The 14,031-nt window shown below is 67.0% G+C and carries 20 protein-coding genes; all 20 read left to right on the top strand.

Annotation, left to right across the window (positions count from 1 at the left end):
- The first annotated feature begins 9 nt into the window (after nucleotides 1–9).
- The 20 genes from ACIGAQ_RS19015 to rplR all read left to right on the top strand — a co-directional run bounded on the left by ACIGAQ_RS19015 (nucleotide 10) and on the right by rplR (nucleotide 14,030).
- On the top strand, nucleotides 10–4,563 hold the full coding sequence (locus ACIGAQ_RS19015; protein WP_399784142.1) for a DUF6531 domain-containing protein: 4,554 nt from the start codon (nucleotides 10–12) through the stop codon (nucleotides 4,561–4,563).
- Nucleotides 4,563–5,039: a hypothetical protein gene (locus ACIGAQ_RS19010; protein WP_399784139.1), complete on the top strand. Its 477-nt coding sequence runs from the start codon at nucleotides 4,563–4,565 to the stop codon at nucleotides 5,037–5,039. The genes ACIGAQ_RS19015 and ACIGAQ_RS19010 overlap by 1 nt, the downstream gene beginning before the upstream one ends.
- Before the next feature lie 518 nt (nucleotides 5,040–5,557).
- Nucleotides 5,558–5,866, top strand: coding sequence for a 30S ribosomal protein S10 (gene rpsJ, locus ACIGAQ_RS19005; protein ID WP_003948644.1), 309 nt, complete (start codon nucleotides 5,558–5,560; stop codon nucleotides 5,864–5,866).
- Between the two features lie 17 nt (nucleotides 5,867–5,883).
- Nucleotides 5,884–6,528, top strand: coding sequence for a 50S ribosomal protein L3 (rplC, locus tag ACIGAQ_RS19000; RefSeq protein ID WP_010036739.1), 645 nt, complete (start codon nucleotides 5,884–5,886; stop codon nucleotides 6,526–6,528).
- 4 nt (nucleotides 6,529–6,532) lie between these two features.
- Nucleotides 6,533–7,189: a 50S ribosomal protein L4 gene (gene rplD, locus ACIGAQ_RS18995; protein WP_311680330.1), complete on the top strand. Its 657-nt coding sequence runs from the start codon at nucleotides 6,533–6,535 to the stop codon at nucleotides 7,187–7,189.
- Complete coding sequence (gene rplW / locus ACIGAQ_RS18990) at nucleotides 7,189–7,608, top strand: 50S ribosomal protein L23 (RefSeq protein WP_010036733.1); 420 nt, start codon at nucleotides 7,189–7,191, stop codon at nucleotides 7,606–7,608. Before rplD ends, rplW begins: the two co-directional genes overlap by 1 nt.
- 38 nt (nucleotides 7,609–7,646) lie before the next feature.
- Nucleotides 7,647–8,483 carry a 50S ribosomal protein L2 gene (gene rplB, locus ACIGAQ_RS18985; protein WP_094054453.1) on the top strand — a complete coding sequence of 279 codons (837 nt, stop codon included), beginning with the start codon at nucleotides 7,647–7,649 and terminating at the stop codon, nucleotides 8,481–8,483.
- 12 nt (nucleotides 8,484–8,495) lie between these two features.
- Nucleotides 8,496–8,777, top strand: a complete 282-nt coding sequence (gene rpsS, locus ACIGAQ_RS18980; protein WP_053759516.1) for a 30S ribosomal protein S19 — start codon at nucleotides 8,496–8,498, stop codon at nucleotides 8,775–8,777.
- Between the two features lie 44 nt (nucleotides 8,778–8,821).
- Nucleotides 8,822–9,169 (top strand): 50S ribosomal protein L22, encoded by a 348-nt coding sequence (gene rplV, locus ACIGAQ_RS18975; protein WP_006130776.1) that lies wholly within the window; start codon nucleotides 8,822–8,824, stop codon nucleotides 9,167–9,169.
- On the top strand, nucleotides 9,169–9,996 hold the full coding sequence (gene rpsC / locus ACIGAQ_RS18970; protein WP_311680329.1) for a 30S ribosomal protein S3: 828 nt from the start codon (nucleotides 9,169–9,171) through the stop codon (nucleotides 9,994–9,996). Before rplV ends, rpsC begins: the two co-directional genes overlap by 1 nt.
- Before the next feature lie 5 nt (nucleotides 9,997–10,001).
- Entirely contained in the window at nucleotides 10,002–10,421 is a 420-nt protein-coding gene (gene rplP, locus ACIGAQ_RS18965; RefSeq protein WP_004984526.1) for a 50S ribosomal protein L16, read from the top strand.
- The gene (gene rpmC, locus ACIGAQ_RS18960) at nucleotides 10,421–10,645 is read left to right on the top strand and encodes a 50S ribosomal protein L29 (RefSeq protein WP_010036720.1); all 225 of its coding nucleotides are present in this window, start codon (nucleotides 10,421–10,423) and stop codon (nucleotides 10,643–10,645) included. The genes rplP and rpmC overlap by 1 nt, the downstream gene beginning before the upstream one ends.
- Nucleotides 10,642–10,929: a 30S ribosomal protein S17 gene (gene rpsQ / locus ACIGAQ_RS18955; RefSeq protein WP_010036717.1), complete on the top strand. Its 288-nt coding sequence runs from the start codon at nucleotides 10,642–10,644 to the stop codon at nucleotides 10,927–10,929. Before rpmC ends, rpsQ begins: the two co-directional genes overlap by 4 nt.
- Nucleotides 10,930–11,026: 97 nt before the next feature.
- Nucleotides 11,027–11,395, top strand: a complete 369-nt coding sequence (gene rplN, locus ACIGAQ_RS18950) for a 50S ribosomal protein L14 (protein WP_003998823.1) — start codon at nucleotides 11,027–11,029, stop codon at nucleotides 11,393–11,395.
- 2 nt (nucleotides 11,396–11,397) lie between these two features.
- On the top strand, nucleotides 11,398–11,721 hold the full coding sequence (gene rplX / locus ACIGAQ_RS18945; protein WP_010036713.1) for a 50S ribosomal protein L24: 324 nt from the start codon (nucleotides 11,398–11,400) through the stop codon (nucleotides 11,719–11,721).
- Nucleotides 11,721–12,278 carry a 50S ribosomal protein L5 gene (gene rplE, locus ACIGAQ_RS18940; RefSeq protein WP_033308965.1) on the top strand — a complete coding sequence of 186 codons (558 nt, stop codon included), beginning with the start codon at nucleotides 11,721–11,723 and terminating at the stop codon, nucleotides 12,276–12,278. Before rplX ends, rplE begins: the two co-directional genes overlap by 1 nt.
- Before the next feature lie 5 nt (nucleotides 12,279–12,283).
- The gene (locus ACIGAQ_RS18935) at nucleotides 12,284–12,469 is read left to right on the top strand and encodes a type Z 30S ribosomal protein S14 (protein WP_003948630.1); all 186 of its coding nucleotides are present in this window, start codon (nucleotides 12,284–12,286) and stop codon (nucleotides 12,467–12,469) included.
- Nucleotides 12,470–12,680: 211 nt separating this feature from the next.
- On the top strand, nucleotides 12,681–13,079 hold the full coding sequence (rpsH, locus tag ACIGAQ_RS18930) for a 30S ribosomal protein S8 (protein WP_014674378.1): 399 nt from the start codon (nucleotides 12,681–12,683) through the stop codon (nucleotides 13,077–13,079).
- 24 nt (nucleotides 13,080–13,103) lie between these two features.
- Nucleotides 13,104–13,643: a 50S ribosomal protein L6 gene (rplF, locus tag ACIGAQ_RS18925; RefSeq protein WP_094054454.1), complete on the top strand. Its 540-nt coding sequence runs from the start codon at nucleotides 13,104–13,106 to the stop codon at nucleotides 13,641–13,643.
- Nucleotides 13,644–13,646: 3 nt separating this feature from the next.
- Nucleotides 13,647–14,030: a 50S ribosomal protein L18 gene (rplR, locus tag ACIGAQ_RS18920; protein ID WP_010036704.1), complete on the top strand. Its 384-nt coding sequence runs from the start codon at nucleotides 13,647–13,649 to the stop codon at nucleotides 14,028–14,030.
- Nucleotide 14,031: the final 1 nt, after the last annotated feature.

Below are 14,031 nucleotides of genomic sequence, written 5' to 3'. Positions count from 1 at the left end.
GGTTGCGGTATGGCGGGCCACAGGCCGACGGACTGGCATGTCCTGGATCTGGACAAGGACCCGACCCCTGGTGATCCGCAGCGTGTGCGCACACTCGCGAAGCAGTTGCACGACTTCGCCGACGACGTCTCCGACGCGCTCCGTCTGGTCAAGGGCATGGCGGGGGAGGGGACGCTGCTGGAGTGGGCGGGCAAGTCGGCCGACGTCTTCAAGGAGGACTTCGCCGACGTCCCGAAGAACCTCAAGAAGCTGAAGAAGTCCTACGAGATGTGCGGGGACGCGCTGGCGGACTTCTGGCCGAAGCTGGAACGCGCGCAGTCCCTGGCGGACAAGGCCCTGCGCAAGGGCCGTGAAGCCCGCGACAGCCTCTCCTCCGCCCAGTCCCGCCTCGCCTCGGCGGACTCGTGGGTGACGCGGGCCGGCAAGGAGGCGGACAAGTACAAGGACGACCCGACCGGCAGCAAGTCCGACGCGGACAAGCCGGACGAGGCGAAGGTCCGTGCGGCGACACGGGATGTGCAGCACGCGAAGTCGGCGCAGTCGAAGGCCCAGTCGGACGTCTCCGACGCGCAGGACGCCCTGGCCGCGGCGAAGAAGATGGCCGAGGACGCGCGCAAGATGCGCGAGGAGGCCGCGCGGGAGGCGAAGTCGAAGATCGACGAGGCCTCGGACGCCGGCATCCAGAACCGGTCGTGGTGGGAGGAGGTCGGCGACTGGTTCGTCGACAACTGGGACACCGTCGTCGCGGTGTGCAAGGTCGTCGTGGCCGTCGTCGGCATCGTCGCGATGATCATCGGCGGGCCGATCCTGGGCGCGATCGTGCTGATCGCGGCGGCGGTGGTGCTCGCCGACACGCTCTACAAATATTCCAAGGGCAGAGCGTCCCTATGGGATGTGGGGCTGGCGGCGCTGGACTGCATCCCGGGGATGAAGGGCCTGACCACGCTTGGCGGGCTGGCCAAGGGGCTCAAGGGCGGCATGGCCGCGATGGCGGGCATCAGGGGTGGGCTGAGAGGCATGGGGCTCGCCGTTCGCGGCCTCGGCAAGAGCGCCCGACGCATGATCGCGGACGGGGCCAAGGGCGCGCACAACCGGGTCAAGAGCGTCGTACGGTCCAAGGGCAGTGACCCGGTCGACATGGCCACGGGCAGGATGTTCCTTCCGCAGACCGACGTGGAGCTTCCGGGGTTGCTGCCCTTGGCCTTCGAGCGCCGGGTGGAGTCGGGATACGCCACTGGCTGGTGGTTCGGCCCCAGCTGGACCTCCACCTTGGACCAACGGCTGGAGATCGACGAGGAAGGCGTCGTCCTCGTCACCGAGGACGGCCTGCTGCTCGCATACCCGCACCCTCACGACCCGGCATCACCGGAGCTGCCGGACGTCGGTCCCCGTTGGCCCCTGACCCGGCTGGACGACGGCGGGTACACGGTGACCGACCTCGTCACCGGCCGGATCCGGACCTTCGGCAGACCATGCGACGGCCTGGCACTGCTGGAGCGGATATCCGACCGCAACGGCCACACCATTGATTTCCGTCATGACAGCGCCGGGACTCCGACCGACATCAGGCACTCGGGCGGCTACCACCTGAAGCTCACCGCCGAGGACGGCCTGATCACCTCGCTGGCCTTGGCCGAAGCGGCCGACGACGGTTCCGACATCACCGTCAAGCGATATGGCTATACCGACGGTAACCTCACCGAGGTCGTCAACTCCTCGGGCGCGGCGCTCCGTTTCACCTACGACGAGCGTCTGCGTGTCACCTCGTGGACCGACAGCAACGGCAGCCGCTACGAGTACACCTACGATGCGCTGGACCGCTGCACGGCCGAGGGCGGAGAGGCCGGCCACATCGCCATCACTCTGACCTACGACGGCACGCACGCCGACCGGCCGGACCTCGCGGTCACGACCCTCACCACTGCCGAGCACGCGGTGAGCCGATTCCTGGTCAACGACCGTTCCCAGGTGGTGGCCGAGATCGATGCCAACGGCGACACCACGCGCACCGAGTACGACGACAACCACCATGTGCTGGCCCACACCGACGCACTGGGCCACACCACACGGTTCACCTACGACTCGGCGGGCCGGCCCCTGACCATCACCCACCCGGACGGCGAAGTCACCCGGTACACGTACAACGATCTCGGGCTTCCCACGGCCGTCCTCCTGCCCGAAGCCGCTCGTTGGCAGCGGGAGTACGACGACCGTGGCAACTGCACTGCTGTCACCGATCCCACCGGGGTGACGGTTCGCTACACCTACGACGACGCCGGCCGTCTCACGGCGGTCACCGACGCGCTCGGAGAAACCACGCACGTCCGCTGCACAGCTGCCGGCTTGGTGACCGAAGTGACCGATCCGCTGGGCAACCGTTTCACCGAACACCATGACGCGTTCGGCCGGACCCATCTGATCACGGACCCACTGGGAGCGCAGACCCGTCGCTGGTGGACCGTGGAGGGGCATCTCGCTCGCACACTCGGTCCGGACGGTGCGGAACAGTCGTGGGTGTACGACGGGGAAGGCAACTGCATTCGCCACACGGACGCTGATGGCCGTGACTTCACTTACGAGTACACACACTTCGACCTGCTGACTGCGCGGACAGGCCCCGACGGAGCTCGCTACGAGTTCGAGCACGACTCCTCGCTGCGACTGACCAAGGTCACGGCTCCCAGCGGCCTGACCTGGACATATGAGTACGATCCCGCTGGTCGGCTCGTCGCGGAGGAGGACTTCGACGGCCGTCGCGTCATCTACCGGCACGATGCGGCGGGCCGCCTGGTGGCCCGCATCAACCCGTTGGGACAGTCAGTCGAATACGAGTACGACGAGGTGGGTCGACTCACGACGAAGCGCGTGGACGGTGCCGTCACGACGTATGAGTACGACCGTCTCGGCAGGAGGCTGCGCCTGTCGAGCCCTGACTGTGCCATGGCCTGGGAGCGCGACGCGTCGGGGCGGCTCGTCTCCGCAGCGGTGAACGGACGCACCCTGCGGTTCGGCTACGACGTGGCGGGTCGGCGTACGGAGAGGACGACGCCCACCGGTGCCCGCGCCGCTTACCGATACGACGCGGTGGGCCGCATGACGTCGCTGGTCAGCTCGGGGCATGCCGTGGACTTCGACTACGACGCCGCAGGCCGCGAGGTGCGCCGCCTGATCGGTGACTCGCTCACCATTGCGCAGGGGCGAGACGTCGCGGGGCGGCCGACGGACCTGACGGTGACCACACCGGAGGGACTGGTGCAACGCCGTTCCTACTCCTTCCGCCCGGACAGCGCCCTCGTCGGTATCGACGACCCCACGCACGGCCCGGTGGCGTTCGGCCTGGACGACGCCGGCCGTGTGACAGAAGTCAGTGCCCGGGAGTGGACCGAGTCCTATGCCTACGACGCGTCAGGCAACCAGACCCGCGGCTCCTGGCCTGCACACCACCCGGGCCAGGAGGCCCGAGGAGAGCGGGACTACACCGGAAACCGCCTCACGCGGGCGGGTTCTGTCCGGTACGAGTACGACGGAGCGGGACGGATCGTGGTGCGGCGCAAGGTCCGCCTGTCGCGAAAGCCCGACGTATGGCGTTACCAGTGGGACGCCGAGGATCGCCTCATCTCGGTGATCACCCCTGACGGGACGACCTGGCGTTACCGCTACGACCCCTTCGGCCGCCGGACAGCGAAGCAGCGTCTCGCTGCGGACGGCGTGACGGTTCTGGAGGAAACGCTCTTCACCTGGGACGGGCAGACGGTCACCGAGCAGATCACCACCGCTTCCCACCTGCCGCACCCGGTCATCCTCACGTGGGATCACGACGGTCTGTTCCCCCTGACGCAGACCGAGCGCCTCACCGACGCATCCCTCCAGGAAGAGATCGACTCCCGCTTCTTCGCCATCGTCACCGACCTCGTAGGGACACCCACGGAGCTCGTCGACGAGTCCGGCTCCATCGCGTGGCGGTCACGCAGCACCCTCTGGGGCCTCACCACGTGGCCGACGGAAAGCGCCGCGTACACACCGTTGCGATTCCCCGGTCAGTACCACGACCCCGAGACGGGGTTTCACTACAACTACCTTCGCTACTACGACCCGGAGACGGCCCGGTACGCCTCCCCCGACCCGCTGGGCATCGAACCCGCACCCAACCCCACCGCTTACGTCCACAACCCCCACACCTGGGCGGACCCGCTCGGCCTCGCTCCGTACAACCGGAACTTCGACACACGGCAAGAGGCGTTCAACGCCGCCAAGGACCGGGCGGGTGTCCCGCGCAGCCAGCCGCCCACCCGTCAGTGGACGGTCGGTGACGATCCGGCCATGCGGCACAGGACGAGCAACTACGTGTACGACGAGAGCCCCGGCTCCCATGGGCGGTACTACCAGTACGAGACACCCGAGGGCACACGCGTTGTCGTCAATCACACCAATGACCCCAACGCGCCGCATCCGCACTTCCATGCCGGACAGCCCAAGGGCGGGGGCAGAAACGTCGACATGATGGGGCAGCGCTACCAGCAAGTCGGGGACAAGCACCACTTCTATTACCCGGAAGGTACCTAGTGCCGAGCGAAGAACTGCGCAAGAAGCTTCAGAGGCGCAAGGAAGAGGCAGAAGCGGCACGGCTCCCGGAGCGACTGGGCGGCGTGCGCACCCAGGGCTACCGCCAGGACGGCGAGATGCCTGACTGGCCCGCGAGGGCACTGGCTGAATTCCAGCGGACCGACTCGGTACCGGCCTCGCGGATCGGGGACGAGGCGAGTGACGACGAGGTGGATCGCTGGATCGAAGATTTCGCCGCAGAAGCCGGAATCGGCGCGAGGTTCTATGTGCGCACCGGGATGGAACTCTTTCCGTGGCTCGACTGTGCCGTCACCGGCCCGGGGTGGGCCGGATCACTGCGTCGGGAGTTGGGCGGCGATCTCGTCCTCCTGTCCCACGATGCGCAGGCACTGGTCGTGATCTTCGAAGAGGAGTACGACTACCAAGCCTTTCGTCACCCCCAGCGCGCGCCGCGGCCACCCGGCGACAGATCCTGACAACCTCGGGCCTCCAGCTCTCAGCCCCGGAGCGGATCCTCCTGGGCCGCGGAAGCCCAGATCTTCCGATCCGCCCCGCGCACGCCCGCGCGCCCCTGGTTTGACCTTCGTCACCCCCGGGGTATTCTCTCCGGCTCGATTGGCGTCGGCCTTGCCCCGTATGGCAGACTGTCCGAGTTGCTCGGTCGAGTGTTGATGCTGCGCGCCTCCCGCCGGGAGGACCGGAAGCGAGTCCCACAGTACTCGTCGCCCTAACTGCCATCGCGGCAGCGCTGGGGCGGACGTACGGGAATCTTTCGGGAAGCAAGGTGCGGCACCGGCCAGGCACCCGGTGGGCCTTCCGCCCCCGGCTCGCGGTACCGGAAGGGCCGTGTGCAATCCCGCAGGGATGTTCGAACAAGGGGCATCTGTGTCAGCGGGAGCGCGACACGCCCGACCGCGTGGGTCGGAGGAACGAAGGCAGCAGAAGGAATCCACCGGGTTCCAGAGCGTAAGAGAGACAGGACTACTGAGTAGCCATGGCGGGACAGAAGATCCGCATCCGGCTCAAGGCCTACGACCACGAGGTCATCGACTCCTCGGCGAAGAAGATCGTCGAGACGGTGACCCGCACTGGTGCGTCGGTCGCGGGCCCGGTGCCGCTGCCCACTGAGAAGAACGTGTACTGCGTCATCAAGTCGCCGCACAAGTACAAGGACTCGCGCGAGCACTTCGAGATGCGCACGCACAAGCGCCTGATCGACATCCTCGACCCCACCCCCAAGACCGTTGACTCTCTGATGCGACTCGACCTCCCGGCCGGTGTCGACATCGAGATCAAGCTCTGAGGCCGGTGATCTGAGAGATGGCTAAGCAGATCAAGGGCATCCTGGGCGAGAAGCTCGGCATGACGCAGGTGTGGGACGCGAACAACCGCGTCGTCCCGGTCACCGTCGTCAAGGCCGGCCCGAACGTCGTCACCCAGGTCCGCACGAACGATGTCGACGGCTACGAGTCCGTCCAGATCGCCTTCGGCGAGATCGACCCGCGCAAGGTGAACAAGCCCCTCAAGGGCCACTTCGCCAAGGCCGACGTCACCCCCCGTCGCCACCTCGTCGAGATCCGCACCGCGGACGCCTCCGAGTACACGCTGGGCCAGGAGATCACCGCTGAGGTGTTCGAGGCCGGCGTGAAGGTCGACGTGACCGGCAAGAGCAAGGGCAAGGGCTTCGCCGGTGTCATGAAGCGCCACAACTTCCGTGGCCTCGGCGCCGGACACGGCACCCAGCGCAAGCACCGCTCCCCCGGTTCCATCGGTGGCTGCGCCACCCCGGGCCGTGTGTTCAAGGGCCTCCGCATGGCGGGTCGCATGGGCAACGAGCGGGTCACCACCCAGAACCTGACCGTCCACGCCGTTGACGCGGAGAAGGGTCTGCTGCTCATCAAGGGCGCGGTTCCCGGTCCGAACGGCGGCCTCGTCCTGGTCCGCACCGCGGCCAAGGGGGCCTGAGGTAATGAGCACTGTTGACATCCTTTCGCCGGCGGGCGACAAGGCCGGTTCCGTCGAGCTCCCCGCGGAGATCTTCGGCGTTGAGAAGGTCAGCATCCCGCTGATCCACCAGGTCGTCGTCGCACAGCTGGCCGCTGCCCGTCAGGGCACGCACAAGACCAAGACCCGTGGCGAGGTCCGCGGCGGTGGCAAGAAGCCGTACCGCCAGAAGGGCACCGGTCGCGCCCGTCAGGGTTCGACCCGCGCGCCGCAGTTCGCCGGTGGTGGCGTCGTGCACGGTCCCGTGCCGCGCGACTACTCGCAGCGGACCCCGAAGAAGATGAAGGCTGCCGCCCTGCGTCACGCCCTCACCGACCGGGCCCGCCACAACCGCATCCACGTCGTCTCCGGCGTCGTCGAGGGCGACAGCCCGTCGACGAAGGCCGCCCGGACGCTGTTCGGCAAGATCTCGGAGCGCAAGAACCTGCTCCTGGTCGTCGACCGCGCCGACGAGGCCGCGTGGCTGTCCGCCCGCAACCTGCCCCAGGTCCACATCCTGGAGCCGGGCCAGCTGAACACGTACGACGTTCTCGTCTCGGACGACGTGGTCTTCACCAAGGCCGCCTTCGAGTCCTTCGTGTCCGGCCCGAAGGCCAATGACACCGAAGGGAGCGAGGTCTGATGGCTATCCGTCACCCCGCAATCGCCTCCAAGGCGGCGAAGAAGGCCAAGGCCGCTCGCGTCGCCAAGGCGCGTCGCCACGCCGCCGAGGGCAAGAACACCGTCGAGACCCCGCTGAGCAAGTCCTTCACGGACCCCCGTGACGTGCTGCTCAAGCCGGTCGTCTCCGAGAAGAGCTACGCGCTCCTCGACGAGGGCAAGTACACGTTCATCGTCGACCCGAGCGCCAACAAGACCCAGATCAAGCAGGCCGTCCAGGCGGTCTTCTCGGTCAAGGTCACCGGGGTCAACACGATCAACCGCCAGGGCAAGCGCAAGCGGACCCGCACCGGCTTCGGCCAGCGTGCGTCCACCAAGCGCGCGATCGTGACCCTCGCCGAGGGCGACCGTATCGACATCTTCGGCGGTCCGACCGCGTAAGCGGGTCGGATCGTCCGATATCGGACGAGGACTGAGAAATGGGAATCCGCAAGTACAAGCCGACTACGCCGGGCCGCCGTGGCTCCAGCGTCGCCGACTTCGTCGAGGTCACGCGGTCCACGCCGGAGAAGTCGTTGGTCCGCCCCCTGCACAGCAAGGGTGGCCGTAACAACTCCGGTCGTGTGACCGTCCGCCACCAGGGTGGTGGCCACAAGCGCGCCTACCGCGTGATCGACTTCCGTCGTCACGACAAGGACGGCGTGCCGGCGAAGGTCGCGCACATCGAGTACGACCCCAACCGCACGGCGCGCATCGCGCTGCTGCACTACGCCGACGGCGAGAAGCGCTACATCCTCGCGCCGCGCGGCCTGCAGCAGGGCGACCGCATCGAGAACGGTCCCGGGGCCGACATCAAGCCGGGCAACAACCTCGCCCTGCGCAACATCCCGGTCGGTACGACGCTGCACGCCATCGAGCTGCGTCCCGGCGGCGGCGCCAAGTTCGCCCGCTCCGCCGGCGCCTCGGTGCAACTGCTCGCGAAGGAGGGCCAGATGGCCCACCTGCGCATGCCGTCCGGTGAGATCCGCCTGGTCGACGTCCGCTGCCGCGCCACCGTCGGCGAGGTCGGCAACGCCGAGCAGAGCAACATCAACTGGGGCAAGGCGGGCCGCAAGCGGTGGCTGGGCGTTCGCCCGACCGTCCGTGGTGTGGTCATGAACCCGGTTGACCACCCGCACGGTGGTGGTGAGGGCCGGACCTCCGGTGGTCGCCACCCTGTGTCCCCGTGGGGCAAGAAGGAAGGCCGTACTCGTTCGCCCAAGAAGGCGTCGAACAAGTACATCGTCCGCCGCCGCAAGACGAACAAGAAGCGCTAAGGACGGGTTGAGATGCCTCGTAGCTTGAAGAAGGGGCCCTTCGTCGACGACCACCTGATGAAGAAGGTGGACGCCCAGAACGAAGCCGGCACCAAGAACGTCATCAAGACCTGGTCCCGTCGCTCGATGATCGTGCCGGCCATGCTCGGCCACACGCTCGCGGTGCACAACGGCAAGACCCACATCCCGGTGTTTGTCACCGAGTCGATGGTCGGCCACAAGCTCGGCGAGTTCTCGCCGACCCGCACCTTCCGGGGCCACGTCAAGGACGACCGGAAGTCGAAGCGCCGCTAGTCGGCGGGGTGCAATCGACCATGACAGACACTGAAGGGACAACCATGGAAGCCAGGGCCCAGGCGCGGTACATCCGCGTCACGCCCATGAAGGCCCGCCGCGTGGTGGACCTCATCCGTGGCATGGACGCCACGGAGGCTCAGGCGGTCCTGCGTTTCGCCCCGCAGGCCGCGAGCGTGCCGGTCGGCAAGGTGCTGGACAGCGCCATCGCCAACGCCGCGCACAACTACGACCACACCGATGTCGACAGCCTCTTCATCTCCGAGGCCTACGTCGACGAGGGTCCGACCCTGAAGCGGTTCCGGCCGCGCGCCCAGGGCCGTGCCTACCGGATCCGCAAGCGGACCAGCCACATCACCGTGGTCGTCAGCAGCAAGGAAGGAACCCGGTAATGGGCCAGAAGGTAAACCCGCACGGGTTCCGGCTCGGTGTCACGACCGACTTCAAGTCGCGTTGGTACGCCGACAAGCTGTACAAGGACTACGTCAAGGAAGACGTCGCCATCCGTCGGATGATGACGTCCGGCATGGAGCGCGCCGGCATCTCCAAGGTCGAGATCGAGCGCACCCGTGACCGCGTGCGTGTGGACATCCACACCGCTCGTCCGGGCATCGTCATCGGCCGCCGCGGCGCCGAGGCCGACCGCATCCGCGGTGACCTCGAGAAGCTCACCGGCAAGCAGGTCCAGCTGAACATCCTCGAGGTCAAGAACCCCGAGACGGACGCTCAGCTCGTGGCCCAGGCCGTCGCCGAGCAGCTCTCCTCCCGCGTCTCCTTCCGCCGTGCCATGCGCAAGAGCATGCAGTCGGCGATGAAGGCCGGCGCCAAGGGCATCAAGATCCAGTGCGGTGGCCGCCTCGGTGGCGCCGAGATGTCCCGCTCGGAGTTCTACCGCGAGGGCCGCGTGCCCCTGCACACGCTCCGCGCGAACGTGGACTACGGCTTCTTCGAGGCCAAGACGACCTTCGGCCGCATCGGCGTGAAGGTCTGGATCTACAAGGGCGACGTCAAGAACATCGCCGAGGTCCGCGCCGAGAACGCCGCTGCCCGCGCCGGCAACCGCCCGGCCCGTGGTGGCAACGACCGCCCGGCCCGTGGTGGCCGCGGTGGCGAGCGTGGCGGGCGTGGTCGCAAGCCGCAGCAGGCTGCCGGCGCCGAGGCCCCCAAGGCCGAGGCTCCCGCCGCCGCTCCGGCTGAGAGCACCGGAACGGAGGCCTGACCGTCATGCTGATCCCCCGTAGGGTCAAGCACCGCAAGCAGCACCACCCCAAGCGCAACGGCATGTCCAAGGGTGGCACGCAGGTTGCGTTCGGCGAGTACGGCATCCAGGCGCTGACCCCGGCGTACGTCACGAACCGCCAGATCGAAGCGGCTCGTATCGCCATGACCCGTCACATCAAGCGTGGCGGCAAGGTCTGGATCAACATCTACCCGGACCGCCCCCTCACCAAGAAGCCGGCCGAGACCCGCATGGGTTCCGGTAAGGGTTCGCCGGAGTGGTGGGTGGCCAACGTCAAGCCCGGACGCGTGATGTTCGAGCTGTCGTACCCCAACGAGAAGATCGCGCGCGAGGCCCTGACCCGTGCGGCTCACAAGCTGCCGATGAAGTGCAAGATCGTCAAGCGCGAGGCAGGTGAAGCGTGATGTCGGCCGGTACCAAGGCGTCGGAGCTGCGCGAGCTGGGCAACGAGGAGCTTCTGAACAAGCTCCGCGAGGCCAAGGAAGAGCTGTTCAACCTCCGCTTCCAGGCGGCGACGGGCCAGCTCGAGAACCACGGTCGGCTCAAGGCCGTCCGCAAGGACATCGCGCGGATCTACACCCTGATGCGTGAGCGCGAGCTGGGCATCGAGACGGTGGAGAGCGCATGAGCGAGAGCAACGTGACTGAAGAGACCAAGACGGACCGCGGTTTCCGCAAGACCCGTGAGGGCCTGGTCGTCAGCGACAAGATGGACAAGACCGTCGTCGTCGCCGTCGAGGACCGCGTCAAGCACGCGCTGTACGGCAAGGTCATCCGTCGTACGAACAAGCTCAAGGCCCACGACGAGCAGAACGCCGCGGGTGTCGGCGACCGCGTCCTCCTGATGGAGACCCGGCCGCTGTCCGCGACCAAGCGCTGGCGCGTCGTCGAGATCCTCGAGAAGGCCAAGTAATTCCTGCGGGGCAAACCCCGCAGGACAGTTCCGCCAGGCTCCGGGGGCCGCTCGGTGAGCGGCCCCCGGGGAACCGGCAGACAAACAGGAGATAGACGTGATCCAGCAGGAGTCGCGACTGCGTGTCGCCGACAACACGGGTGCGAAGGAGATCCTCTGCATCCGTGTGCTCGGCGGCTCCGGTCGCCGCTACGCGGGTATCGGTGACGTCATCGTCGCCACCGTCAAGGACGCGATCCCCGGTGGCAACGTGAAGAAGGGTGACGTCGTCAAGGCGGTCATCGTTCGCACCGTCAAGGAGCGCCGCCGTCCGGACGGCTCGTACATCCGCTTCGACGAGAACGCCGCCGTCATTCTCAAGAACGACGGCGACCCTCGTGGCACCCGTATCTTCGGCCCGGTCGGCCGTGAGCTGCGCGAGAAGAAGTTCATGAAGATCATCTCCCTCGCGCCGGAGGTGCTGTGAGCATGAAGATCAAGAAGGGCGACCTGGTCCAGGTCATCACCGGTAAGGACAAGGGCAAGCAGGGCAAGGTCATCGCGGCCTTCCCCCGTGAGGACCGTGTCCTGGTCGAGGGTGTCAACCGGGTCAAGAAGCACACCAAGGCCGGTCCGACGGCTCGCGGTTCGCAGGCCGGCGGCATCGTCACCACCGAGGCGCCGATCCACGTCTCCAACGTCCAGCTGGTCGTGGAGAAGGACGGCAAGAAGGTCGTGACCCGCGTCGGTTACCGCTTCGACGACGAAGGCAACAAGATCCGCGTTGCCAAGCGGACGGGTGAGGACATCTGATGGCTACCACCACCACTCCGCGTCTGAAGCAGAAGTACCGTGAGGAGATCACGGGCAAGCTGCGTGACGAGTTCAAGTACGAGAACGTCATGCAGATCCCCGGTCTCGTCAAGATCGTGGTCAACATGGGTGTGGGCGACGCCGCCCGCGACTCCAAGCTGATCGAGGGCGCCATCCGCGACCTCACCACGATCACCGGTCAGAAGCCGGCCGTCACCAAGGCCCGCAAGTCCATCGCGCAGTTCAAGCTGCGTGAGGGCCAGCCGATCGGTGCCCACGTCACGCTTCGTGGCGACCGCATGTGGGAGTTCCTGGACCGCACCCTGTCGCTGGCGCTCCCGCGCATCCGCGACTTCCGCGGCCTGTCCCCCAAGCAGTTCGACGGCCGTGGCAACTACACCTTCGGTCTCACGGAGCAGGTCATGTTCCACGAGATCGACCAGGACAAGATCGACCGCACCCGGGGTATGGACATCACCGTGGTGACCACGGCGACCAACGACGCTGAGGGCCGCGCGCTCCTTCGTCACCTCGGCTTCCCCTTCAAGGAGGCGTGAGCGAGATGGCGAAGAAGGCTCTGATCGCGAAGGCTGCTCGCAAGCCCAAGTTCGGTGTGCGTGGCTACACCCGCTGCCAGCGCTGCGGCCGCCCGCACTCCGTGTACCGCAAGTTCGGCCTGTGCCGCGTGTGCCTTCGTGAGATGGCTCACCGTGGCGAGCTGCCGGGCGTGACCAAGAGCTCCTGGTAATCCCCACTTCAGGGATTCCGGAAGACTCTCGGTAAGCATCTGGGTGGACAGGGGCCCGCCCCGCATGGCTTAGGCTTGTGGGGTTGGGCGCCTGTCACGCCCGTACGACTTACTACGCCGTAGGTCCACCGCGCCGCACCCGTCCCGTCTCGGATCGGGGAGAGGGATGGCGCACCAGGAAACCCCGGCGAGAGAGGCCGAAGGCCAATTCATGACCATGACTGATCCGATCGCAGACATGCTTACGCGTCTGCGGAACGCGAACTCGGCGTACCACGACTCGGTGTCGATGCCGCACTCCAAGATCAAGTCTCACATCGCGGAGATCCTCCAGCAGGAGGGCTTCATCACGGGCTGGAAGGTCGAGGACGCCGAGGTCGGCAAGAACCTCGTCCTGGAGCTGAAGTTCGGCCCCAACCGTGAGCGCTCCATCGCGGGCATCAAGCGGATCTCCAAGCCCGGTCTCCGGGTGTACGCGAAGTCCACCAACCTGCCGAAGGTGCTCGGCGGCCTCGGCGTGGCGATCATCTCCACGTCGCACGGGCTCCTCACCGACAAGCAGGCCGGCAAGAAGGGCGTGGGTGGGGAAGTCCTCGCCTACGTCTGGTAGCGGAAGGGAACGGAGGAAACAGCTATGTCGCGCATCGGCAAGCTCCCCATCGCGGTTCCCGCCGGCGTGGACGTCACCATCGACGGCCAGACGGTCTCGGTCAAGGGCCCCAAGGGCACGCTGACCCACACCGTCGTGGCGCCGATCGAGATCGCCAAGGGTGAGGACGGCGTCCTGAACGTCACCCGCCCCAACGACGAGCGTCAGAACAAGGCCCTGCACGGCCTGTCCCGCACGCTGGTGGCGAACATGATCACCGGCGTGACCCAGGGTTACGTGAAGAAGCTCGAAATCAGCGGTGTCGGTTACCGCGTTGTCGCCAAGGGTTCGAACCTGGAGTTCTCCCTCGGTTACAGCCACCCGATCCTGGTCGAGGCGCCCGAGGGCATCACCTTCAAGGTGGAGGCCCCCACCCGCTTCTCGGTCGAGGGCATCGACAAGCAGAAGGTCGGCGAGGTTGCGGCCAACATCCGCAAGCTGCGCAAGCCCGACCCGTACAAGGCCAAGGGCGTCAAGTACGAGGGCGAAGTCATCCGCCGCAAGGTCGGAAAGGCGGGTAAGTAAGCCATGGCATACGGGCAGAAGATCCTCAAGGGCGACGCCTACAAGCGCGCCGCGATCAAGCGCCGTCACATCCGGATCCGCAAGCGGATCAACGGTACGGCGGAGCGCCCCCGTCTGGTCGTGACCCGCTCCAACCGCCACATCGTGGCGCAGGTGATCGACGACCTGAAGGGCCACACCCTGGCGTCGGCGTCCACCCTGGACAGCTCGATCCGCGGTGGCGAGGGCGACAAGTCCGCGCAGGCCAAGCAGGTCGGCGCCCTGGTCGCCGAGCGCGCCAAGGCCGCCGGTGTCGAGGCCGTCGTGTTCGACCGTGGTGGCAACCAGTACGCCGGGCGCATCGCCGCCCTGGCGGACGCCGCCCGCGAAGCCGGGCTCAAGTTCTGAG

Origin of the sequence: Streptomyces sp. NPDC085932, from assembly GCF_044540525.1 — a bacterium.
GTDB lineage: Bacteria > Actinomycetota > Actinomycetes > Streptomycetales > Streptomycetaceae > Streptomyces > Streptomyces levis.
Note: the sequence above shows the minus strand (reverse complement) of the source record. Positions and strands in the feature narration are given on the sequence as shown.

Bases quoted from the DNA above. Each gene is read 5' to 3' on its own strand.
- ACIGAQ_RS19015 (WP_399784142.1), top strand. From the start codon at position 10: ATGGCGGGCCACAGGCCGACGGACTGGCATGTCCTGGATCTGGACAAG.
- rpsJ (WP_003948644.1), top strand. From the start codon at position 5,558: ATGGCGGGACAGAAGATCCGCATCCGGCTCAAGGCCTACGACCACGAG.
- rplC (WP_010036739.1), top strand. From the start codon at position 5,884: ATGGCTAAGCAGATCAAGGGCATCCTGGGCGAGAAGCTCGGCATGACG.
- rplD (WP_311680330.1), top strand. From the start codon at position 6,533: ATGAGCACTGTTGACATCCTTTCGCCGGCGGGCGACAAGGCCGGTTCC.
- rplW (WP_010036733.1), top strand. From the start codon at position 7,189: ATGGCTATCCGTCACCCCGCAATCGCCTCCAAGGCGGCGAAGAAGGCC.
- rplB (WP_094054453.1), top strand. From the start codon at position 7,647: ATGGGAATCCGCAAGTACAAGCCGACTACGCCGGGCCGCCGTGGCTCC.
- rpsS (WP_053759516.1), top strand. From the start codon at position 8,496: ATGCCTCGTAGCTTGAAGAAGGGGCCCTTCGTCGACGACCACCTGATG.
- rplV (WP_006130776.1), top strand. From the start codon at position 8,822: ATGGAAGCCAGGGCCCAGGCGCGGTACATCCGCGTCACGCCCATGAAG.
- rpsC (WP_311680329.1), top strand. From the start codon at position 9,169: ATGGGCCAGAAGGTAAACCCGCACGGGTTCCGGCTCGGTGTCACGACC.
- rplP (WP_004984526.1), top strand. From the start codon at position 10,002: ATGCTGATCCCCCGTAGGGTCAAGCACCGCAAGCAGCACCACCCCAAG.
- rpmC (WP_010036720.1), top strand. From the start codon at position 10,421: ATGTCGGCCGGTACCAAGGCGTCGGAGCTGCGCGAGCTGGGCAACGAG.
- rpsQ (WP_010036717.1), top strand. From the start codon at position 10,642: ATGAGCGAGAGCAACGTGACTGAAGAGACCAAGACGGACCGCGGTTTC.
- rplX (WP_010036713.1), top strand. From the start codon at position 11,398: ATGAAGATCAAGAAGGGCGACCTGGTCCAGGTCATCACCGGTAAGGAC.
- rplE (WP_033308965.1), top strand. From the start codon at position 11,721: ATGGCTACCACCACCACTCCGCGTCTGAAGCAGAAGTACCGTGAGGAG.
- ACIGAQ_RS18935 (WP_003948630.1), top strand. From the start codon at position 12,284: ATGGCGAAGAAGGCTCTGATCGCGAAGGCTGCTCGCAAGCCCAAGTTC.
- rpsH (WP_014674378.1), top strand. From the start codon at position 12,681: ATGACCATGACTGATCCGATCGCAGACATGCTTACGCGTCTGCGGAAC.
- rplF (WP_094054454.1), top strand. From the start codon at position 13,104: ATGTCGCGCATCGGCAAGCTCCCCATCGCGGTTCCCGCCGGCGTGGAC.
- rplR (WP_010036704.1), top strand. From the start codon at position 13,647: ATGGCATACGGGCAGAAGATCCTCAAGGGCGACGCCTACAAGCGCGCC.